A 21,947-nucleotide genomic window follows, 5' to 3' on the forward strand; every position below is an offset into this window, starting at 1 on the left:
GCCACCTCTGGCAGTGCCTCTGCTGGCATCAGCCGAAGGTCACCCCTTGTGCGCCGCCCATGCGCGGCGCATCGGGTGCCGCCCTGATGCGCCGCCCATGCGCGGCGCATCGGGTGCCGCCCTGCACAACAGAGGCTTACCCGACCCCATGAGTCTAACCCAAGCCGGCGCTGCAGTTGGCCTCGACTTCGGCACCACCAACAGTGTTGCCGCGGTGGCTGGCCAATTCGGCGAGGATCCGCGTCTCGTGTCCTTGGCAGGGCCGAGCGGACCGGTGGAAGTCTACAGGTCCGCGCTGTGTTTCTGGCGCGATCCCGCGGTGCGCGGAGGATTCGCGGCGGAGGCGGGGCCGTTCGCAATTCACGAGTATCTCGAATATCCGTCAGACAGCCGCTTCCTGCAGTCGTTCAAGTCGGTTGCCGCCACGCCCTCGTTCGACCGTGCCGTCGTGTTTGGTCGCCCCTATCGGTTCGAAGACCTGGGCCAACTGTACCTTGAGAAGCTGGCCATTCACGCAGGGGGCTCGCTCGATCGGCTCGACCGTCTCGTCGTCGGGCGTCCGGTTCAGTACGCAGGCGCCCGTTCCGATCCGGTGCTTGCCCGGCAACGCTACGATGCGATGTTCGCCGGGTTCGCGGGCGAGATCCATTATGTCTACGAACCGCTGGCCGCAGCCTTCAGCTATGCATCCCGCCTGACCGAGCCTGCGACCCTTCTGGTGGCGGATTTTGGTGGGGGTACGAGTGACTTCTCGATCGTCCGGGTGGAAGAGCCGGGGGTTCGGCAGCGCTGCAAGCCACTGGGGCACGCAGGCGTGGGGATCGCCGGCGACCGGTTCGATCAACGGATCGTCGATCGCCTCGTGCTGCCCTTGCTGGGCAAAGGCGGCCGCTATCGCTCGTTCGACAAGGAACTCGAAATCCCGCCCGGCTTCTTCGCGGACTTCTCCGACTGGTCGAAGCTGGCGCTCATGCGCAACCCGCGCACGCTCAACGAACTGGGCCGGCTTCAGCGCAGTGCACTGGACCCGGCAGCGATCGGACGGATGATCGCGATGATCGAGAACGAGCTGGGCTTTCCGCTATACGACGCGGTGACGCGCCTGAAAGCGGACTTGACCCAGAACGATCAGTCCACCTTCCAATTCACCGGCGCCGGTGTCGAGATCGAGGCAATGGTCACCCGTCGTGAATTCGACAGCTGGATTGCCGATGACATCGCCCGGATGGCGAACGCGGTGAGTGATGCGCTGAGCGATGCGGGGGTGAGCGCGGTCGAAATCGATCGGGTGTTTCTGACAGGAGGCACTTCATTAGTGCCCGCGGTGCGACGAATCTTCACCAGCCGTTTCGCGGAGGACCGGATCATGTCGGGAGGTGAACTAACCTCGATCGCGCACGGCCTGGCCCTGATCGCACAGGAGGAAGACCCGTCCGTCTGGCGCGCCTAGCCGCCCCGGATCGGCACCTAAGCCAGCGCGGTCGCCAGATTGAGCTGGGGAATCGCGACCGCCCGCCGCCCTGCGTAGTCCGTTCGCACGACCACGAGATCGGTCTTTTCGAGATGCTCCAGCATCCGCCTCGCACGCCCTACCGAGCGGGTGCCGTAGAGAATGGCAAGCGCCTCGTCATCCGGACACGGCCTGCCGTCGATCGCCGCCTTTCCGATCGCGAGGAATGGGGTGAGAAGCTCTTCGGGAATTGTTTCTGCTAGCGCGAGCAGGCGCGCGTCCTGTCCATCCGGGTCGTCCAGGGTCACCCCTGCGAGCGACTGCGCAAAGCTCTTTCGGAACTGGGCGGCGTCCAGCCCATGATCCTTCAGGCCGCGCATGCGGCAGCGCACCGTGAAGTCCTGAAACAAGGTAGCCGACGGAAGGAACGTCGAGCCATCCTCGCCGCTCATCTCGGACAACACCTCGCGCATGATGCTGGCGCACTCGTCACCGGACAGCGTCACTTCCGGATAGCCGGGTGCCGGGGCTGTCTGGTCGGCGATATGCTCCTGAAGCGCAGCGGCCGTCGCGTGGTTTGGCGCAGCCGCGCTCCACAATTCCGCTTGAGCCGGCGGAACCTCTGGCGGGGCGTGAAGAAGACTTGCCATGTCTGCGCCAGTGGCGAGTGGTGGCGGCGTCAGCCCCGCTACGGTGGATTTGGCGCGGGTTTGCACGTCACCGACTCGCACGGTCACCGGGCGGCGGCTGATCGCGGGGCCGAGACCCACGAAGTGGCCGCGGTCGAGGTCCCGGATCTGCTCCGCCTGCCGCCGTTCCATTCCCAGCAGGTCTGCCGCCCGGATCATGTCGATGTCGAGGAAGGTCCGGCCCATCAGAAAATTGGACGCTTCGGCAGCGACGTTTTTCGCCAGTTTCGCCAGCCGCTGGGTGGCGATGATCCCGGCAAGACCACGCTTGCGGCCCCGGCACATCAGGTTGGTCATGGCGGCGAGCGAACTGCGACGAGCCTCGTCACTGACGTCACCCGATGCGGTCGGGGCAAACAGTTGCGCCTCGTCCACGATCACGAGCGCTGGATACCAATGCTTGTCGGGAGCGTCGAACAATGCGCTCAGGAAGACCGCCGCACAGCGCATTTGGTTATCGATTTCCAGCCCATCCAAGGCGAGGACGACTGACGCGCGGTGCTCGCGCGCTCGCGCGGCAAGGCGGGCAACTTCGGTATCGGAATAGGCGGCTCCGTCGATGACCACGTGACCGAACGCTTCAGCCAGGCTCACGAAGTCGCCTTCGGGATCAATGACGATCTGCTGGACGATCCCTGCACTTTTCTCGAGCAGCCGACGCAGCAAATGCGATTTGCCCGAGCCGCTGTTGCCCTGCACCAGCAACCTGGTCGCAAGCAGCTCCTCGACGTCGAGGGTGACAGACTTGCCCGCGGCATCGGCGCCAAGATCGATCTGATTCTGCACATGCGCGTCCTAGCAGGCTTGCCCGGCAGCCCACCGCGCCATCAGGGGTTTTCCGCAGCTTTCAGCCGGCGAGAGCTTGCTGCGTGCCCAGCATGTCAATCGTCACCGAGCGACACCCACACATCCACCGGCGCCGAGAACTTGCCCGGAGCCGGCTTGCCAACATCGATGCGCTCGGCCGTTACCTGCCGGCCGTTTTCGAGGGTGAACGTGGCCCACGGCTTCGGCATGCGCTCGAACTTCATGGTCTGAACCGCGCGGCCCGTCCGGGTGTTCATGATCGTTGCGATGACAGCCATGACCGCGCCCTAAGGTCTCAATGTCGTGGTTGTCGACCCGTCGGCTGTGGATTGCGCACAGCGCGGATCGCGATGACTACTTCCCGCCGATCGCCGCGGCCGACGCAGCGATGATGCGCGATTTGGACAGCAGCCGCACGGTTGAGCTTCCCTTGGCGAGGACTTGCCCGGACAGATCCGTCAGCTGGCCTTCCATGAAACAGGTCGAACGGCCTTCGCGCTCGACCCAGGCTTCGGCCACCACCGGGCCGGGCCGGGCCGGCGCGAAGAAGCTGATCTTCAGTTCCAGCGACACGGGGGTGATGTCATCCTCACCGCGATCGGCATGCAGACCGATGATGGCGTGCGCCATGGCGGAGTCGATCCAGCCGGTCACGAACCCGCCCTGCACCACGCCGCCGGAGTGGCACATGTGCAGTCCGGCCTGGTATTCCAGTGCGGCACGTCCATCCGCATTACTGATGATCCGCTTGAACCCGAGGCTTTCGAACAAGTTAGCGGGGCTTTGAGCAGCGTCGTTCACCCGGTCATCCTTCTGTCTGCACCACAGTTCCTCGGTGCGCCTGGCCGGCGAGCGCCGGGAGCGAGTGCCGCGGCCTGCAGAGCAAGATCCCTCGAAGAGATCTCACGAATTCAGGCCCGGCGGCTCCCGGCGCAATTCTCCTGTCCTTACTCGGGTTAGTCGACCAGCCGCTGCATCAGGTACACATACTGCAGCGCCTGCAGCTTGGCGCGCTGCGCATTGTCGACCCCGCCCGAGTGCCCACCGGTCATGTCCTCATAATAGTAATAAGGCTGGCCGTTCGCGCTCATCCGGGCTGCCGCCTTGCGCGCGTGGCTGGGGTGAGTGCGATCATCGGCCGTGCTGGCCCAGAAGAACGGCATGGGGAAGTCCACCCCTTTCACCAGCTTTTGATAGGGCGAGTATGCCTCGATCCACTTGCGCTGTTCCGGGATGCGCGGATCGCCGTATTCGCCGACCCACGAAGCGCCGCGGCCGATTTCCGTAAGCCGCAGCATGTCGAACAGGGGGATTTGCACGATGGCCGCGTTGAACAGGTCAGGGCGCTGGGTGAACGCTGTTCCCACCAACAGGCCGCCCTGGCTGCCGCCCATGATGCCGAGGCGCCGGGGGCTGGTGATGCCGCGTTTCACCACATCCTCGCCGATCGCGATGAAATCGTCCCAGGTGCGCTGCTTGTTCGCCCCCATGGCCGTCTGGTGCCACTCCGGCCCGAACTCACCGCCGCCGCGCATGTTGCCGAGAACGTAAGCGCCGCCCTTTTCGAGCCACAGCTTGCCGATGGTGCCCGAATAGACCGGCAGGCTGGAGTTCTGGAAACCACCGTAGCCGTACAGCAGCGTTGGCGTCGTGCCGTCCAGCTTCACGCCCTTCTTGGAGACCACGAAGTAAGGAATCTTGGTTCCGTCCTTGCTGGTCGCTTCGAACTGGCCGATCTCCAGGCCCGCGGCATCGAACCGGGAGGGGCTGGTCTTGATGACCGTGGGCGCTGCAGTGCCGTCCGAATACCAGAGCTGCGAGGGGGTGAGGAAGTCGGTCGAAGAGAACATCACCTCGCCGGTTTCATCGGAGGCGCTGGCGATGCCGACTGTGGCGTTCGTCGGCAGCGCGGCGATCGGCGCCGCGTTCCACTTGCCGCCCGTGAAATCGAGCCGCATCACCCGGCCACGCACGTTGTCGAGGTAGCTCACGAACAGCGCGTCGCGGGTGATCGCGCTCCCCTGCAGTGTCTGGCGCGGCCCGGGCGCCCACACGAGCGTCTTGGGCGCCCCGTTCGGATCAGCCTTGAAGGCCTCCAGGTCCGCCGACACGATGGAATCGGCAGGGAAGGTCTTGCCGCCCGTCTTCCACTCCACATCGGTCGAGAACAGGACGCGTCCATCGACGATGCCGGCCAGGCCCGCCTTCAGCGGAAGATCGAGGCGCACCCATTTCCCGTCGCTCCACAGATAGGATTCGCGTTCAAAGAACGAGGTGCCGCGGGTTGCCAGCCGGCCGTGAACGGTGCCGGCCGCATCGCGCAGCAGACTGGCCCCCGACGACACATCCTTGGCATCGCCGCGATAGATTTCCGGTGCATCCTCGATCCGGGTGCCGCGTTTCCATTCGCGCGTGGTGAAAGGATACTGGCTTTCGGTCACGGTGCCGCCACCGAAATCTCGGCTGACGAGCAACGTGTCCTGGTCGACCCACTGCGCCCCGCCCTGGCTTTCGGGCAGGAAGAAACCGTCCTTGACGAAAGTGCGTGTCGTCACGTCGAATTCACGCAGCTCGGTCGCGTCCTTGCCGCTGTCCGACAGCGCGACCAGACAGCGGGTACCCGCCGGCGGCAGGCAGGTCATGCCCTTGTAAACCCACTCGCGGCCCTCAGCCTTGGCAAGGGCATCGACGTCGAGGATCGTCTCCCACGATGGATTGTCGGTGCGATAGCTTTCCAGGGTCGTCACCCGGAGCAGACCGCGCGGGTTGGCGGCGTCCTGCCAGAAGTTGACCAGGCCATAAGGGGTGAAGCTGACGCCGGGGATACGATCCTTCGCATCGAGGATCGTCAGCGCCTCGCGCTGCAGCTGGGCGTAGCGCGGATCGCGCGCCAGCGTCTGATCGACCCGCTCGTTTTGCGATCGGACCCAGGCGAGCGCCGGTTCGCTGCGAGTTTCCTCAAGCCAGATAAACGGATCTTCAGCGGGCACGGGCGTCGCCTGGGCGGGAGCTGCCGAAGACTGCGCAACGGTCGGCGCCGCAGAAAGCGCCAGAATGGATGCAAAAACGTACAGGGCTGCGCGCTTCAATGGTGATCTCCTTTGTCAGGGTCGGGTTCCTACTGCGCTATGTTCTGAAATAAAACGCCGCCCTCACTGACATGTCTTTTCCGCAAGAAGCAATGATGCATCGGCGCGCTGCCACCGGGTGAGCGGATGCCTTGTCAGGGTCGCGTGTCGTTTGCACGGGTGCGCAATTCTCCGGCACCCGCATCCGAAGATCGTCCGCAGACATCACCTGATGCACTTTAATACACCTTCACGCTTGCAAGCAGGACTGCCATCCGCAAACGCGCAGAAGAACCGGGTGCGAAGCAAGTATGTTTGAATTCGTGGCGAACCTCCGTCGCATGTCGCTGATGCTGGGCTACACGCTCGCGCTTGCCGGATGTTCGGGTGGAGGAAAGGACGACGCCGGCGGTCGCCCGGCGCCCACGGTGGGGATCATCGTGGCTCAACCCAGCAGTGCCGCGATCCCGGCGACGTTGGCAGGCCGCGTGGTCGCGCAGGAGACGAGCGAGGTTCGCCCGCAGATCACCGGACTGGTCCGGCAGATCAATTTCCAGCCCGGCGGTTTCGTTCGCGCGGGCCAGCCGTTGTTCCAGATCGATGCCAGCCTGTACCGTGCCGCCGCCGCCGAAGCGCGCGCCGCCCTTGCCAGCGCCGAAGCCAATGCCCGCGCCGCGAGCGCGCGTGCCGCGCGCTTCAAGCCGCTCGCCGACATGGAGGCGATCTCCAGACAGGAATACGACGACGCCGCCGCCGCGGCCGGCTCGGCCCGTGCCGCGGTCGCCCAGCAACGGGCCAGCGTGGATACCGCGCAAATCAACCTGCGCTTCACCAGCGTCCCTGCGCCGATCAGCGGACGCATTGGCCGCCCCCTCGTTACCCAGGGCGCGCTGGTCAGCAGCAACCAGGCCGAACCCCTGGCCGTGATCCAGCGCACCGACAGCGTCTATGTCGACATGCAGCAGTCTGCAGCCGACCTTACCCGCCTGCGACGAGCGCTGGCGGCGGCCGATGGCGGCACCGCCGCCGGCAGCACCACCGTGCGCCTGAAGTTCGACGATGGATCGTTATACCCGGCAAGCGGCACCGTGCAGTTCTCCGAAGTATCGGTGAACGAAGATACCGGCACCGTCACCTTGCGCGCGCGGTTCCCCAACCCTCAAGGCCTGCTGTTGCCCGGCATGTTCGTGACCGCCGAATTCGATCAGGCGGTCGAGACCGGGATATTCCTGGTTGAGCAGGCTGCGCTCCAGCGCGATTTCAACGGTGACGCCTTTGTCTTCGTGGTCGGCCGGGACGGCAAGGCGATGCGCCGCGTGGTGCAGACTGAACGGACGTCCGGCCAGAACTGGGTCGTCACCGGCGGGCTTAAAGCCGGCGAACGCGTGATCGTGCAGGGCCTCAACGGCCTGAAATCCGGGACCGAGGTCAAGCCTGTCGCGGCAACGTCAGCGCAACGCATCGCCGCGCCTCCCGCCGGGGCTGGCGGCGGCAATCGCCGCGGGACCTGACGGCTTGTCCCGCATCTTCATCGAACGGCCCATATTCGCCTGGGTTCTGGCGATTATCGTCATGCTCGGGGGACTGGGCGCGCTCTACACGCTGCCGATCGAGCAATATCCGGACATCGCCCCCACCAACGTGAATATCCGGGCAACGTACCCTGGCGCGTCGGCCGAAACGGTCGAGAACAGCGTCACGCAGATCATCGAACAGCAACTGACCGGTCTCGACGGGCTGCTCTACTTCAGTTCCCAATCGTCCTCCAACGGTGCCGCGTCGATCACCGCTACCTTCGCCAAGGGCACCGATCCCGACATCGCGCAGGTGCAAGTCCAGAACAAAGTCCAGGCGGCGATCTCGCGCATGCCGCAGCAGGTCCAGCAGCAGGGCGTGCGGGTCACCAAGTCCAGCCCCGATCAGTTGCTGCTGGTGGTGGTCTACGACGAGACCGACACCCGCTCGAGCGATGCCGTTTCGGACTATCTGACGTCGACCATTCAGGACCCGCTGTCGCGGATCGACGGGGTTGGCGACGTCAATGTCTATGGCGCGTCGAACGCGATGCGCATCTGGCTGAACCCCGGACGGTTGGCTGCGGTTTCGCTGATGCCAAGCGACGTGATTGACGCCGTGCAGGATCAGAACACGGAAATCGCGGCCGGCGAGATCGGAGGCCTGCCTGCGCCCGACCGGCAGATGCTGACCGCGACCGTGACGGCGTTGTCCAAGCTTCAGACCGCAGACGAATTTCGCGCCATCATTCTCAAGACCGAGGCCGATGGCTCGACCGTGCGCCTTGGCGACGTGGCCCGCGTCGAGCTGGGTTCGCAGAGTTACAGTTCGAACCGCCGCGTCAACGGCCATCCCGGTGCGGGCATAGCGATCTCGCTCGCTCCCGGCGCCGACGCCCTGCAGACCGCGGAGTTGATCAAGGCCGAGGTCTCACGGCTTGAACAGGGCATGCCCGACGGGCTGGTGATCAGTTACGCCAACGATTCCACCGCGTTCATCCGCCTGTCGGTAAACGAAGTCGTCAAGGCGCTGCTGGAGGCCATCCTCCTGGTTGTGATCGTGATGTTCGTGTTCCTGCAAAGTTGGCGCGCCACTCTGATCCCCGCGATCGCGGTGCCGGTCGTCCTGCTTGGAACGTTCGCGGTATTCTCGATCGCGGGTTTTTCAATCAACACGCTCACCCTGTTCGGACTGGTGTTGGCGATCGGCTTGCTGGTCGATGACGCGATCGTCGTGGTCGAAAACGTCGAGCGGCTGATGGAAGAAAACCCGGGCATGACCCCCCGTGAGGCCACCGTCCAGTCGATGAAGGACCTTCAGGTCGCGCTGATCGCCATCGCGCTCGTGCTTTCGGCGGTTTTCTTGCCGATGGCTTTTTTCGGCGGGTCGACCGGTGTGATCTACCGTCAGTTCTCCATCACCGTCATTTCGGCCATGGTCCTTTCAGTGCTCGTGGCACTGATCCTAAGCCCGGCGCTCACCGCCAATCTGCTGAAGCGCAAGGATGCGGACACCGACCGGAGCGGCTGGCTGGCCCGGCGGCACCGGCGCGCCCATGCAATGCTGCTGCGGGCTCAGGAGCGCTTCAACTCCGGATTCGAGCGGCTGTCCAACCGCTACCGCGATTCGATCAGCGTGATCGTCGACCGTCGCTGGCTGTTCATCGGCATCTATGCGGTGCTGGTGGCGATCATGGCCTTACTGTTCCTGCGCCTGCCCAGCGGGTTTCTGCCCAATGAGGATCAGGGCAGCGTGTCGATCAATTACCAGCTCCCCCCGGGCGCCACACTCGCGCGGACTCAGGAAACCGCGAGGGCGATCGAGAATTACCTGATGGAGACTGAGGGCGCGAACATCTCCACGCTGTTTATGGTGGCGGGCGGCGGACGCGGCGGCGGCGGCCAGAACCAGGGTTTCGGCTTCATGCGGCTGAAGCACTGGGACGAGCGGACGGGCGAAGAAAACACTGCCCAGGCGATTGCTGACCGCACCAGCGCGGCCATGCGCGGCCTGCGCGATGCGCGTGTGTTCGTGAACGTGCCGGGAGCGATCCGCGGCTTGTCCTCATCCAACGGTTTCTCGATGCAGTTTACCAATACCGGCGGGCTGCCGCGCGACCGCTTCGCGGCCTCACGCGATGCCCTGCTGGCGGATGCCAACGGCGCTGGTACGTTGGAGCAGGTGCGCCTGTCCGACCTGCCCGATCTTGCCACGCTGAAAGTCGACATCGATGCCCAGCGGCTCGCCGCCTATGGCTTGTCGCAGGATTCGGTGAATTCCACGCTATCGACCGCGTGGGGCGGCCGATACGTCAACGATTTCATCGACAAGGGCCGCGTGAAGCAGGTCTATGTGCAGGGCGATGCGCCCTACCGATCGCAGCCGTCGGACCTTGGCCAATGGTTCGTGCGCGGGGCATCCGGCCAGATGACTCCGTTCTCCGCTTTTGCCGAGCTTGACTGGTCGTCCGCTCCTCCCAGCATTTCACGATTTAACGGCGTGCCGACTTATGAGTTCTCCGGGCAAGCGGGCGCCGGGACAAGTTCCGGCCAGGCGATGGACGAGATCGCTGCGCTCGCCGGGAAATACCCCGGCACCAGCGTGGCGTGGTCGGGCGCATCCTATGAAGAGCGGAACGCCTCCAGCCAGGCACCGCTGCTTTACGCGCTGTCGTTGCTGGTCGTGTTCCTGTGCCTCGCCGCGCTTTACGAAAGCTGGTCGATCCCGGCGGCGGTTCTGCTGGTGATCCCGCTGGGCCTGCTTGGCGCAGTGCTGTTCGCCTCGTTGCGGGGCCTTGAGAACGACGTTTATCTGCAAATCGGGCTCCTCACCACGATGGGCCTTGCCGCCAAGAATGCCATCTTGATGATCGAGTTCGCCGAACAGGCGGAACGCCGCGGCGCTCGCGTGATCGATGCGGCGCTGGAGGCGGCGCGCATCCGGCTCCGTCCGATCCTGATGACCAGCTTCGCGTTTATCTTCGGCGTGCTGCCGTTGGCGCTGTCGACCGGCGCTGGAGCCAACAGCCGCATCGCGATCGGAACTTCGGTGATCGGCGGCATGCTGGCGGCAACTTTGCTGGCGATATTCTACATTCCGCTCTTCTTCGTCATGGTGCGGCGCGGCGTGCGAGACGGGATCGCCGCCGCGCGCGCCAGATTGCAAAGCCGGGCCGAGACCAATGAGGCGCCGGCGACATGAACCCGTCGATCCGCACCCTGGCCGCAAGCGCCTGCCTGCTTGCTTCGGCTTGTTCGCTCGCCCCGCCTGCGTCGGTCCCGCAGCCGCCGATCCCATTGAGCTGGCCGATCGGTGACGCGTATCTGGCGCAGAGCGAGGCGGCGCTTCCGGCGGTCTTCTACACCGATGTGTTTCGCGACCCGCGGCTGCAGCAACTGATCTCAGTGGCGCTGTCCGAGAATCGCGACCTTCGCATCGCCTTCGCCGACCTTGCGGCCGCACGGGCGCGAGTGCGCGTCGTGCGTTCCGGACAGTTCCCTTCGGTGGGACTGAACACCGGCGTCACCGTTTCGCGCAGCGGCTCCGCATCGGCCGGCGGAGACGAGAATGGTGACGGGGACACGCGGGCGCGGTACGCCGTCCAGGGAGGCATATCGGCCTTCGAACTCGACCTGTTCGGCAAGCTTGCCAACGCGACCGAGGCGCAGCGCGACCGCGCTCTCGCCACCGAGGCGGCGTCCCGCACGGTCCGCATCGCCCTGATCGCCGATGTCGCGCAAGCCTGGGCGGCGTACGCGGCCGACCGCGACCTCCTCGCGATCGCCGAAGCGACCGCTGCGAATGCCCGCGAGAGCGTGCGGCTTACCGAGCTGCGCTTACGGGGTGGCATGGCTCCGCGAACCGATTTGAGCCAGGCGCAGCAGGTGCTCGCGGGCGCGGAACTCGCGATCGCCGAGCAGCAGGCAGCACTGGCGCAGGACTTGAACCTGCTGCGACTTCTGGTGGGCGCCGAAGTGGAACCGGCGCTGTTGCCGGAGGGTGTCGACGAAATCGCCGCCAGCTTCGCCGCGGCCCCGGCGGGGCTCGATTCGCGCGTCCTCCTGCGGCGTCCCGATGTCATCGAGGCGGAATTCCTGCTGCGCGCGGCCAATGCAGATATCGGAGTCGCCCGGGCGCAACTGTTCCCCTCCGTGTCACTGACCGGACTTCTCGGCCTCGCCAGCAGTTCACTGGGAAATCTGCTGACTGGGGGCGCGTTTAACCTTACCGGCGGTGCGGATGCGGCCTATTCCATCTTCGACGCCGGCGGCCGCCGCGCCAATGTCGCGGTCAGCGAAGTCCAACGCGAGGCGGCGATCGCGGTCTATGAGCGGGCTATCCAGACAGCATTCCGGGAAACCGCCGACGCACTCGCCGATCAAGGCACTCTACGGGCGCGCGGAAAGGCTGCTAGCGACAACGTCGCGGCCGCTGCCACCACCGCGCGCCTGACTGAGGCGCGCTATCGCAACGGGATCGACAGCTTTCTCGACAGCCTTATCGCTCAGCGAAGCCTGTTCGCTGCGCGCCAACAGCAGGTGGGTATCCGGTTTGCCGAACTGCAGAACAAGGTGACCCTGTACCGCGTGCTCGGAACGGATGGAGAGGGGTCGGCGGCAGCAGCATCCGTCCCGGCACTGACGCCCTGACATACCAGATCATGCACCTGCAAAGTGTGTCTGAAAATCGGAAGCGCGCGCTAATTTTCCGGCCGATCAACCGAATAGAAATCTCGTCCGGTTTACCCCTTCACCCCCCCACAGGAGCCTGCCGCTTACCTGTAACCGCCGGGGCGGTCTTTTCTGGTCAGGGAGTTGTCCGCATCTTCGGCCGCTAGCTTGCGCCACCGCTCCAGGCGGCGGGGTGTCAGCCTTCCCGCCTTGACCGCCGAGTTGATCGCACAGCCGGGTTCGGTTCCGTGACGGCAATTTCGAAACTGGCACTGCCGGGCCAAGCTTACGATGTCGTCAAATACCTCAGCCAGACCCGTCGCGGCGTCGGCGATCTGGAACTCCCGCATGCCAGGCGTGTCGAGCAGCCACCCGCCGTGCGCAAGACGGTGCATTTGCCGTACAGTAGTGGTGTGCATCCCCTTGCCGTCATGCACCCTTACCGCTTGAGTAACGATGTCGTCCGACCCCCGCAGCGTATTCACGAGAGTGGATTTGCCCACCCCGGAAGAACCCAGAAGCGCGACGGTCTCACCTTTGGCACACAGGGCCGCTAGCCGCGCCACGTGGTCAGGATTGCGCGCGTCGACGGTCACTACTTCCAGACCGTCCTGCAGACTCTCAGCGGCAATCCGATAATCGCTTACGCTTTCCGTCAGATCGATCTTGGTCAGAACCACCACCGGTCGCACGCCCACCTCACCGGCGAGCACGAGAAAGCGTTCGAGCCGGGCCACGTTGAAATCCTCGTCGCAGGACGTGACGATGAACACGGTGTCGACATTCGCCGCGATCAGTTGAACGCGGCGATGCGCTCCCGCCGATCGCCTCTTGAACAGACTTGCCCGGTCAAGAATGCGCTGAGGCTCGTGGGTTTCATGGTCGATTAGGAGCCAGTCGCCGACCGCCGGCCGGTCTTCCTCACCTCGCGAACTGGCGAGGTGCGAGGGAACGGTTCGTTCGAGGCCCGCCCCTGCGACCGCAATCTCTCCACGATGGACAGCCATCACCCGCACCGGGACACAATGACGTGCTTCCTCCGGGGAGACCTGATCGGCGTAGAACGCATTCCACCCGAGAGCGGTGAGATCCGATTGCCGGTTCAACGGTCGTCGGTGAAGCGCTTGACCTTCACGGGGAGCTTCTTGCCCTTGGTGCGCCGGGACGGGATCTGCACCGGGTTGCGCTTCTTCCATTCGCCCCAGGTCATCGGCCCATCCGGAGTTTCGATGATGTCTTCGTCGATCGGCATGTCGAACACTCCGTAGAAGCAACCGATCACCCCAACAAGCGGCGCGGCGACGGGAGCCGGCTGCACGACCGACGATCTCGCGATCCCGGTTTCACGAAATGTTTGGGGAGTTGGCATAGGCGGGCCGCATGAAAAACCGTTGGTATTTGCTCGGCGCGCCCGTCATCGCCCTCCTCGCTGGTTGCGGCCCCAGCCCCGCCGAACGTCTCGCACGCGCGGACGATAGCTTTGCGGACCACCGTTTCGGCGAAGCAAGGCTGGACCTGCTCACGGCGATCGAAGGTGCGCCGGAAGACACCAAAGCGCTCACGTTGCTGGCCCGCACGCAATTGGAACTTGGCGACGGCGAAGCCGCCTTAAGCGCGCTCCATCGTCTGGCTGTGCTTAAGGCTCTGCCGCAAGATGCTCCGATCCTGCGGGCCGAGGCGGAGCTGTTGCGGGGGAACACCCGGGCCGCGCGGGCCGCCGTCCAGGGCCAGGCCACCGCGGAGGCATGGCGCGTGCGAGCCTTGGCCGCAATGCGCGATGGGGATGCGACGGCGGCGGCGGAAGCCTTCACTGCCGGCAGCGAAACCAACGGTCCGAAGGCGCGGCTCATGGCGGAGAATGCCCGTTTCCTTCTCCTGCGAGGTGACGGCGCCGGTGCCCGGCGCCTGGCGGAAGCAGCTCTGGCAGAAGACTCTGATGTGCTCGAAGCCCATCTGGCGGCGGGGCAAGTGGCCGGATCGCAAGGACGGTTCGCCGATGCATTGGCGACTTACGAAACCGCCAATACGCGCTGGCCCGAAAGTCGCGCCGCGCTGATCGGACGCATCGCGTCGCTGGGCGACCTCGGGCGCGTCACCGACATGGCACCGTCGCTCAAACAGGCGGCCGAGCGCGCACCTGGCGATCCCGCGCTGGTCTACCTCCAGGCGCGTCTCGCCGCAGCGAACAAGGATTGGGCCGGCGTCCGCCGCATGATCCAGCCGCTGGAAGGGCAGATGGCCGCGCTCCCCCAGGCGCAACTGCTCTACGGGCAGGCCTTGATCGAACTTGGCCTGCATAATCAGGGCTCGACTCAGCTGGCGGCATTCTTGCGACACGATCCGGGCCATCGCCTCGCCAATCGTCTGTTGGCGATGGCGCAACTGCAGTCGGGTAACGCAGGCAAAGCCGTTGCGACCCTGAAGCCGTTCGTTGAGCGCGGCACTGCAGGCGCCGAAGATCTTGCGATCATCGCCATTGCGGCGAAGAACGCCGGCCTTCCGGAAGCAAGCCGCTACGCGGCCCAGGCGCGCGATTACTCGGCGCGCGGGATCGGGGGCAGACTCGCGATCGCCGATGCTGCACTAAAGCGAGGAGACTGGGGCCAGGCAGCCCAGGCTTATCGCCGAATTCTGGAAGTCACCGACAGCACCAACGTCATGGTGCTGAACAATCTGGCTTTTGCGGAGAGCAAGCTCGGCAACGCGGACCAGGCACTGCGCCTGGCCCGCAAGGCGCTGGCTCTTGCGCCGCAGAATGCCTCGGTGCTCGACACAGCCGGCTGGCTGATGGTCGAAAGCGGTGCCGCTCATTTAGAAGGGCGAGACCTACTGCGCAAGGCGGCGCGGTTGGCGCCAGGCAATCAGGTTATTGCCGGGCACCTCGCGGCCGCCAATCGCGCTGGAAATTAGGCACTAAGCCGCAATCAACGAGTGTCGGGGCGCATGGGCCCGGCCGGTGTTTATGCGAAGGACGGCTGCAACGCGCGCGCCGGTGCCGCCTTGCGCCGGCGACCAAAGGTGACGGCTGCAGCGCCGATGCCGAACAGGACCAGCATGCCCGGCTCCGGCACCGGAGTACCGCCCGAAGAGCTGGTCACCGCGCCGCTGGCCGAAGTGATGTTGCCCGCACCAGTGATCGACTGGTAACGCACGAAGAAATTGTCGAGCGTGAGCGCGCTGATCGGATCGCTGAAGTTCAGCGTCAGCGAGCCCGTGCCGGAGTCGCCCGCCGTCACACCGCCGCTGTTGCCCGCACAGCTGTTGCTGGCGCCACCCTTGAAGCAAACGTCAACGTTGCCGATGCCGTTCGGGTAATTGGAATCCAGAACGGTGTAGTTGTACGTGCCGGTGCTGGTTGCGCTTGAAATGTCGGGATTGGTGTCGAACGCGAAGCTCGATACGCGCGAACTGAGGTCGCCGCTGGTGGTGTTGGCGACCGAGTAGTCAAAGCTGTACGACGTATCGGTGACGCTCTTGAGCGTGAACGAGGTCGATGCGGTCAGGCCGTCCACCACGGTGCCATCCGCGAAACCGTTGTAGTTCAGCGTGAAGCTGGTGCCCACGTCCCCCGCATCCAATGTGATCGGATCAGCAAGCGCCGGAGCGGCGCTCAGTGCCAGCACGCTGGCGGCGGCAAATGCATACTTGCGGATCATCGGACGTTCCCGTTGCTTCGACCTCCAAATGCCAGCCCATGGCCGATCCGCAAGCGCCCCGCCGTCCCTGTTCCACCTTGGGACGCAACTGCCGTCATAGGTTTCAACGCAGCGCTGTCATGCCGCCCCGCTCCTCGTACGGCCTATCCCGGAAAGCTTCGCTTGGTCCGATTGGCGAACGCGACCAAAGACAGCATCACGGGCACTTCAACCAGCACGCCCACCACGGTCGCGAGCGCAGCGCCGCTTCCCAATCCGGACGGTCCGATCGCCACAGCCACGGCCAGTTCGAAGAAGCTCGAGGTGCCGATCAGCGCACTTGGCGCCGCAATCGAATACGACACGCGCCACGCCCATGCGGCGGCGTAGGTGTTGAAGAATATGCCGTAGCTTCGAACGATGATCGGAACGGCGATGAGCCCGATGAGCAGCGGGCGCGAGAAGATCACTTCTCCCTGAATACCGAACAGCAGCGGCGAAAGCGCGCTTACTCGCGTCGCTCGCCTGCGATCCAGTTGTCGACGTTCTCTTCCAAGATCGAGAGCGGCACCGGGCCGGACTTCAGCACGACATCATGAAACTCGCGAATATCGAAGCCTGCACCAAGCTTGCGCCGCGCCTTCTCACGCAGTTCCATGATCTTGAGCTTGCCGATCATGTAGGCGGTGGCCTGTCCCGGATACACGACATAGCGCTCGATCGCCTTGCGGATGTCGCCGTCGGGATTGGGAGTGTTCTGCTTCAGATAGTCGATCGCCTGCTCACGGCTCCAGCGTTTCGAGTGGATGCCGGTATCAACCACCAGACGTGCTGCTCGCCACAGTTCCATGCCCAGCCGTCCGAAGTCCGAATAAGGATCGGTATAGAACCCCATGTCCTTGCCCAGTTCCTCCGCATAGAGACCCCAACCTTCGGTATATGCAGTGACCCCGCCAAAGCGGCGGAACGCGGGGATGTCGTCGCCCAGCTCGGTTTGGACCGCCCGCTGAAGGTGGTGGCCCGGCAAGCCCTCATGATAAAAGAGCGCCTCGAGCTCGTTGCGGCTCATGTCCTCCAAACTGTAGAGGTTGACGTAATAGGTGCCCGGCCGTGAACTGTCCGGTGCGGGGCTTTGGTAGAATGCCTTACCCGCACTTTGCTCGCGGAACGCTTCGACCGGCTTCACGACCAGCGGCGCCTTGGGCAAGGTGTTAAAGTATCGCGGCAACGCGGGTTCAACCCTGTCCTGCACCGCCTGCACCGCGGCGAGATAATCCTCGCGCGAGGTGAAATAGAATTTCGGGTCGGCGCGGGCGTGCTCGAAAAACTGCTGAAGCGTGCCTTCGAATTCGACCTGGCGCATGATCTGGCGCATCTCGCCGTGGATGCGCGTGACCTCGCGCAGGCCGATGTCGTGAATTTGGCCCGCGGTCAGATCAGTGGTGGTGTAATTAGCCAGCAGCGCGTCGTAATAAGCTGCGCCTTCCGGGAACCGCCAGATCCCGTCAGTCGTGCCGGCGATCGCCTCCTGACGCTTCATCTCCGCCAGCAGACGCTCGTAGGCGGGACGCGTGGAATTGTTCCACGCCGCCTGCGCCCGGTTTACAAGCGCGGTCTTCTCCGCTTGCGCGATGCTCAGCTTGCCGACCTTGCCGGCAAAATCCTCGAGCATTGCGTTGCTATCGCCTGCTTGGAGGAGGTTCTGGATATCTGAGATCACGTAGGCATAGACCCACTTCGGCGGCATGACGCCGCGTCCGGCGCGCTCACGGGATTCGGCTGTGAGCGTGTCGAGCACCGGGCCAATTCCCTCGATCCGCTCGATGTAGGCGGCGGCCTCACCCGTATTCGCCACCGAGTGAATGTTGATGAGGAAAGCGGGCAGATCGCTCTGCGCGCCGTTCATCTGATCGAAGATGTAGCCATATTCGCGAAACGGGAATGCGCGTGCGCTGCGCTGGGCCATCGCATCGAACAACCGATAGCTGAGCGCATCGTCTGCCGTCAGGGTAGCGGGGGAATAGTTGCCCCGCATCGTCGCAGCGGTCGATTGCAGGAGCGTCTGCGACGCTATTTCGCCCGCATCCGAGAAGTCGCCCCAGTCCCCGTAATCGTCATCCCGGATACCGCGATAGGCCTTGGACAACGGCGACAGTTCAAGCTGGCGTTGGTCGTAGGTGGCGAACAGCGTATCGATGTCCTGCACTTGCGGCGGGGTAGCGGCTGGTGCACTCGCAACTTCCTCGCGCTGCGCAACGCAAGCGGACAGGGCGAGCGCACCTAATGAAATTGCGGCTAGGCGGATGACGCGGCCCATCGATTGGCTCCTGGCTGTTTCTGACGAAATATCTTTGGCGGAGGTGGTGGTAGGTGACCCGCGACAAGGTGGTCAAATCGAGTGTCCCGGGGGCATTCTAATGCTCGTGCTGAGCCGCGCTTTCTTTTCCAGGTAGAGGTTGGCTGCTGCCCTCCCACCAGTACGGTTGGCGGCGGCGGTCACCGGTGATCGTCTCGTTCAACGTCCTAGAGTCGAACAGCCGCCCGCCCAGCATGACGCTGTGCACCTTTTCCGTGTTGCGGATGTTCTCGAGCGGATCGGCATCGAGGATCACCAGGTCGGCCAGCTTGCCGGCTTCCAGCGTTCCGAGGTCGCGTTCCATGCCCAGCGTGCGGGCCGGATTGACCGTGGCTGCTTGCAGCGCCTGAAGCGGCGTCCACCCGCCCTTGACGAAGCTCCAGATCTCCCAGTGCGCGGCAATGCCGTCCTGCTGCCCGTGGGCGCCGATGCTCACCTCGACCCCCCGGTCGGCCAGCTTGCGCGCTTCGCGCGCCGCCCACGTGTCGGCATAGTCCTCCTCAGGCGCGATCTCGCGGCGCGCGCCGGCGGCAGCGAGCGTTCCTGGAGGGATATGCGCGGTCAGCAGCGGATGCTCCCACAGGTTGGTGCGGGCGCGCCAGTAAGGATCGCCGCCGGGTCCGCCATACGTCACCACCAGCGTGGGGGTGTAGTTGACGTCAGTCTGCGTCCACATCTGCAGCACGTCCTGATAGAACACGCTGCCCGGCACGTTGTGCTCGACTGTGGCGTTGCCGTCCTGGATCAGGCTCATGTCCATGTTGAACAACGATCCCCCTTCGGGAACGACCAGCATGTTTTCCGCCTGCGCCGCGGCCACCACCATCTGGCGCTGCTCGCGGCGCGGCTGGTTGTAATTCTTGACGCTCATCGCCCCTTGCGCCTTCAAGCGACGGACGTGTCCGAGCGCATCCTCGAAGTTGCCAATCTCGGCGAAAACCCCGGCCGCCTTTGCGCCGTAGATGATCTCTCCGGTCGAGAAGATGCGCGGCGCCAGGATCATGCCGGCGCGCTGCATCTCGCTGGCAGCGAAAATCTCGACTGCGCTATTCGACGGATCGTGAATCGTCGTCGTTCCCAGCGCCAGGTTAGCCATGGTCGACCAGTTCTGTTGGGGCACGAGGCCGTTCTCGCCCTGCGGTCCGTGGGCATGTGCGTCGATGAAGCCGGGCACAATCGTCTTGCCGGCCACATCGACGGTGGGAGTGTCTGCCGGCACAGTGACTTGCCCGCGCGGTCCGACCGCCACGATCCGGTCGCCGCGGACGAGGATTACGCCATCTTCGATGATGCCTCCATCGTCACCGCGCATGGTGACAATCCTTGCGCCTGTCAGGGCCACGCTGCCGGTCGGCTTGGCGGCACGCACAGTCCGCGACAGATCGATAGCGGATGTGGGAACCTCGTAGCTTCCGCGAAAGATGTTCCGGGAATCAGCGCTGTAGACCTTGGGTCCGATGCTCCAGTGGACGCGCTGCCCGCCGCCTGAAAAATGAAGGAAGTCTCCGCCGCCCTGACTTAGACGAACCGCCGGCAAGGCGCCTTTTTCCGTGGCTGCCGTCACGTCCTGAGCACCGGGCAGCAGCGGCATCAGATACGCTTCGTAATTCTGGCGGAACGCCGCGTACTGGCCGTCGGGCGAAACCTGGAAACTGCTGGTCAGGTCGCCCGAGGCATGAACCCTCTGCACCTCACCAGCCAGATCCGTGCTCACGAATTGGAGCTTATCGCTCCCCCGCATGGTCATGAACAAACGATCGGAGGTCGCGCCGAACTGTGGGTTCCCCGCCCCCCGCTTCACGAGGCGCGGGCGTCCTCCACTCGTCGGGACCGTGTAGCTCCCCTCGTCGCGATTCCAGCGGTCAGCGGTAATGCCACCACCGGACCCGGCACTGAATGCTATGGTCCGTCCGTCGGACGAGAACACGGGACGCGCATAATGCCCGGGTTCGCTCGTCACCACGCGCGCGGTGCCTCCGGCGACGGGTGCGACCATGATCCGGCCCAGGTCCTGATCGGTCCAGTCGACGAATGCGATCGAGCGTCCGTCGCGCGACCAGCTCGGCCACGCTTCCAGCCGGTCGGCCGCCGATCGGGTCAACCTGCGCGGCTGTCCGCCGGTCACAGGGCGCAACCAGATCTTCCCGAGCGATTCGTAGACGACTTGATCGCCCGTCGGGGACACCTGCGCCCAGCGGATCATCTTGGTGTCGAACGTATCGGGTGCCACCTCCACCTGCGGATGCAGCGACCGCGCAACCACGCGGTCGTCGGCAATCTGGAAGGGAATATCTTGCGGCGGTCCGCCTGCGACCGGCACACGTCGGATTTTTCCGCAGGACCAGAGAACGATGTCCTTGCTGTCCGCCGTCCAGTCCATATTCGGATAGACCCCGGTCACCGCCCAAGTCTCCTGCATGTCCTGGTCGGGCAGGTCCATGAGCTTGCGTTCATTGCCACTGGCGAGATCGCGGACGAACAGCTTCGATTTGGCGCGCTCTCGCCGAACAAACGCGAGGTGCTTGCCATCGGGCGAAGGGTTCGGGCGGACCGCGCCCCCGTTGCCGCCCGTTACGCGGTGGGTTTCGCCTGAATCCAGCTCGTATCGCTCGATCGCAAACAGACCCCGGTTGGAATCCTGCGCGTACTCGAACGTCCCGCCCGGGGTGATATTGCGGGTGAAGTAAACGTGTTTGCCATCCGCGGAAAAGGTCGGTTCGCCCAGCTCCTTCTGGAATTTCTCGTCGGTCCGCTTGACCAGCAGCACGCCGCTGCCACCGTCGACATGATAGAGCCAGACCTCGCCCGTTCCGAGCGAGCGGGTGGTGGTGAAATGCTTCTTGGCCACGATGTAGCGACCGTCAGGGCTCCAGCTTGGCTGATTGAGCAGCCGGAAATCTTCCTTCGTCAGCTGCTTCTTGTCCGAGCCGTCGGCTTGCATGATCCAGATGTTGTCACCGCCGGCCGTGTCTGAAACGAACGCGATGCGGTTGCCGTCGGGCGACCAGCGCGGCTGCTGCTCGTAGGCCAGGCCTTCGGCAATACGGGTCGGAGAACCGCCCGTGATCGGCATGACGTAGATGTCGCCCAGCATGTCGAACGCCACGCGTGTCCCGTCGGGCGAGACGTCCACATTCATCCAGGTGCCTTCGCTGGTGTTGATGGGCACTTTGCGCAGTTCCAGTCCGCGCGGCGCCATGACATCCCAGGCGTCTGCGTCACTGTCCCGAACCGCCTCTAGAACGCTCGCGGGAGGCGGGGCGTGCTGCGTGGCCGCTTCACTCGGCGACTCTGTCGGGGGCGAAGGATCCTGGGCCTGAATGCCTGCAGCGCTTGCCAACATCACAGATGCGAGTGCGAACTTTTTGGACATATCTTCCCTTCGACCTGCACGCAGTGAAGGGCCGGCTTTAGCGCGCTTTGCGCGAAAATACATGGCTGAGGGGAACGTAGAACAAAGTGGTCAAGCGACCCCTTGATCCCGTGTTCGGAATTGCAGCCGAGCGCGAGCCGCCACCCAAGTGGCGTCAGACAAAGGCTCGTTTCGGCCAAAGTATCTTTGGGCCGCCCACTAGCGACCAAGGCGGCTAAACTTCTGTGCTATTACCGAGAGGGTGTGCTCACCGCCGACGGATCCCGGCGGAAGAACAAGTGGTGCCCAGAAGAGGACTCGAACCTCCACGCCCTTGCGAGCGCCGCCACCTGAAGACGGTGCGTCTACCAATTCCGCCATCTGGGCACACGTGGCGGCTGGTCA

At 64.4% G+C, this 21,947-nt stretch carries 14 protein-coding genes, 1 tRNA gene and 1 pseudogene; 5 read left to right on the plus strand and 11 right to left on the minus strand.

What is annotated here, in order from left to right; genetic code table 11:
• Nucleotides 1-148 precede the first annotated feature (148 nt).
• The gene (locus E0504_RS07585; RefSeq protein ID WP_131622679.1) at nt 149-1,450 is read left to right on the plus strand and encodes an Hsp70 family protein; all 1,302 of its coding nucleotides are present in this window, start codon (nt 149-151) and stop codon (nt 1,448-1,450) included.
• Nucleotides 1,451-1,467: 17 nt separating this feature from the next.
• On the opposite strand, the gene E0504_RS07590 is transcribed toward E0504_RS07585, so the two are convergent.
• The 4 genes from E0504_RS07590 to E0504_RS07605 all read right to left on the minus strand — a co-directional run bounded on the left by E0504_RS07590 (nt 1,468) and on the right by E0504_RS07605 (nt 6,035).
• The gene (locus tag E0504_RS07590) at nt 1,468-2,925 is read right to left on the minus strand and encodes a helicase HerA domain-containing protein (protein WP_131622681.1); all 1,458 of its coding nucleotides are present in this window, start codon (nt 2,923-2,925) and stop codon (nt 1,468-1,470) included.
• 95 nt (nt 2,926-3,020) lie between these two features.
• Complete coding sequence (locus E0504_RS07595; protein ID WP_131622683.1) at nt 3,021-3,224, minus strand: hypothetical protein; 204 nt, start codon at nt 3,222-3,224, stop codon at nt 3,021-3,023.
• A gap of 76 nt (nt 3,225-3,300) precedes the next feature.
• The gene (locus E0504_RS07600) at nt 3,301-3,747 is read right to left on the minus strand and encodes a PaaI family thioesterase (protein WP_207912278.1); all 447 of its coding nucleotides are present in this window, start codon (nt 3,745-3,747) and stop codon (nt 3,301-3,303) included.
• Nucleotides 3,748-3,902: 155 nt separating this feature from the next.
• Nucleotides 3,903-6,035, minus strand: coding sequence for a prolyl oligopeptidase family protein (locus E0504_RS07605; protein ID WP_131622685.1), 2,133 nt, complete (start codon nt 6,033-6,035; stop codon nt 3,903-3,905).
• A 290-nt stretch (nt 6,036-6,325) separates the two neighbouring features.
• Between E0504_RS07605 and E0504_RS07610 the strand changes: the two genes are divergently transcribed.
• Genes E0504_RS07610 through E0504_RS07620 form a run of 3 tightly spaced genes read left to right on the plus strand, consistent with a single transcriptional unit; the run spans nt 6,326 to nt 12,178 of the window.
• Nucleotides 6,326-7,525, plus strand: a complete 1,200-nt coding sequence (locus E0504_RS07610; RefSeq protein ID WP_207912280.1) for an efflux RND transporter periplasmic adaptor subunit — start codon at nt 6,326-6,328, stop codon at nt 7,523-7,525.
• A gap of 4 nt (nt 7,526-7,529) precedes the next feature.
• Nucleotides 7,530-10,730 (plus strand): multidrug efflux RND transporter permease subunit, encoded by a 3,201-nt coding sequence (locus tag E0504_RS07615; protein ID WP_131622686.1) that lies wholly within the window; start codon nt 7,530-7,532, stop codon nt 10,728-10,730.
• Nucleotides 10,727-12,178 (plus strand): efflux transporter outer membrane subunit, encoded by a 1,452-nt coding sequence (locus E0504_RS07620; protein WP_131622688.1) that lies wholly within the window; start codon nt 10,727-10,729, stop codon nt 12,176-12,178. The genes E0504_RS07615 and E0504_RS07620 overlap by 4 nt, the downstream gene beginning before the upstream one ends.
• A 125-nt stretch (nt 12,179-12,303) precedes the next feature.
• Here the strand turns inward: E0504_RS07620 and rsgA are convergent, their stop codons facing one another.
• Both rsgA and E0504_RS07630 read right to left on the minus strand, forming a co-directional pair.
• Nucleotides 12,304-13,305: a ribosome small subunit-dependent GTPase A gene (gene rsgA, locus E0504_RS07625; protein ID WP_207912282.1), complete on the minus strand. Its 1,002-nt coding sequence runs from the start codon at nt 13,303-13,305 to the stop codon at nt 12,304-12,306.
• Entirely contained in the window at nt 13,302-13,517 is a 216-nt protein-coding gene (locus E0504_RS07630) for a hypothetical protein (RefSeq protein ID WP_131622690.1), read from the minus strand. The genes rsgA and E0504_RS07630 overlap by 4 nt, the downstream gene beginning before the upstream one ends.
• Nucleotides 13,518-13,579: 62 nt before the next feature.
• Between E0504_RS07630 and E0504_RS07635 the strand changes: the two genes are divergently transcribed.
• Nucleotides 13,580-15,109, plus strand: a complete 1,530-nt coding sequence (locus tag E0504_RS07635; RefSeq protein ID WP_131622692.1) for a tetratricopeptide repeat protein — start codon at nt 13,580-13,582, stop codon at nt 15,107-15,109.
• A 50-nt stretch (nt 15,110-15,159) separates the two neighbouring features.
• On the opposite strand, the gene E0504_RS07640 is transcribed toward E0504_RS07635, so the two are convergent.
• The 5 genes and pseudogenes from E0504_RS07640 to E0504_RS07660 form a co-directional block, all read right to left on the minus strand.
• Nucleotides 15,160-15,855: a cistern family PEP-CTERM protein gene (locus tag E0504_RS07640; RefSeq protein WP_131622694.1), complete on the minus strand. Its 696-nt coding sequence runs from the start codon at nt 15,853-15,855 to the stop codon at nt 15,160-15,162.
• Nucleotides 15,856-15,998: 143 nt separating this feature from the next.
• Nucleotides 15,999-16,328: pseudogene (locus tag E0504_RS07645) on the minus strand (arsenic resistance protein); the annotation flags it as partial.
• Nucleotides 16,329-16,342: 14 nt separating this feature from the next.
• The gene (locus E0504_RS07650) at nt 16,343-18,151 is read right to left on the minus strand and encodes a DUF885 family protein (RefSeq protein ID WP_131622696.1); all 1,809 of its coding nucleotides are present in this window, start codon (nt 18,149-18,151) and stop codon (nt 16,343-16,345) included.
• A gap of 97 nt (nt 18,152-18,248) precedes the next feature.
• On the minus strand, nt 18,249-21,563 hold the full coding sequence (locus tag E0504_RS07655; RefSeq protein ID WP_131622698.1) for an amidohydrolase family protein: 3,315 nt from the start codon (nt 21,561-21,563) through the stop codon (nt 18,249-18,251).
• 279 nt (nt 21,564-21,842) lie between these two features.
• Nucleotides 21,843-21,929, minus strand: a tRNA-Leu gene (locus E0504_RS07660).
• Between the last annotated feature and the right edge of the window lie 18 nt (nt 21,930-21,947).

Source organism: Parafrankia sp. BMG5.11, assembly GCF_004337455.1.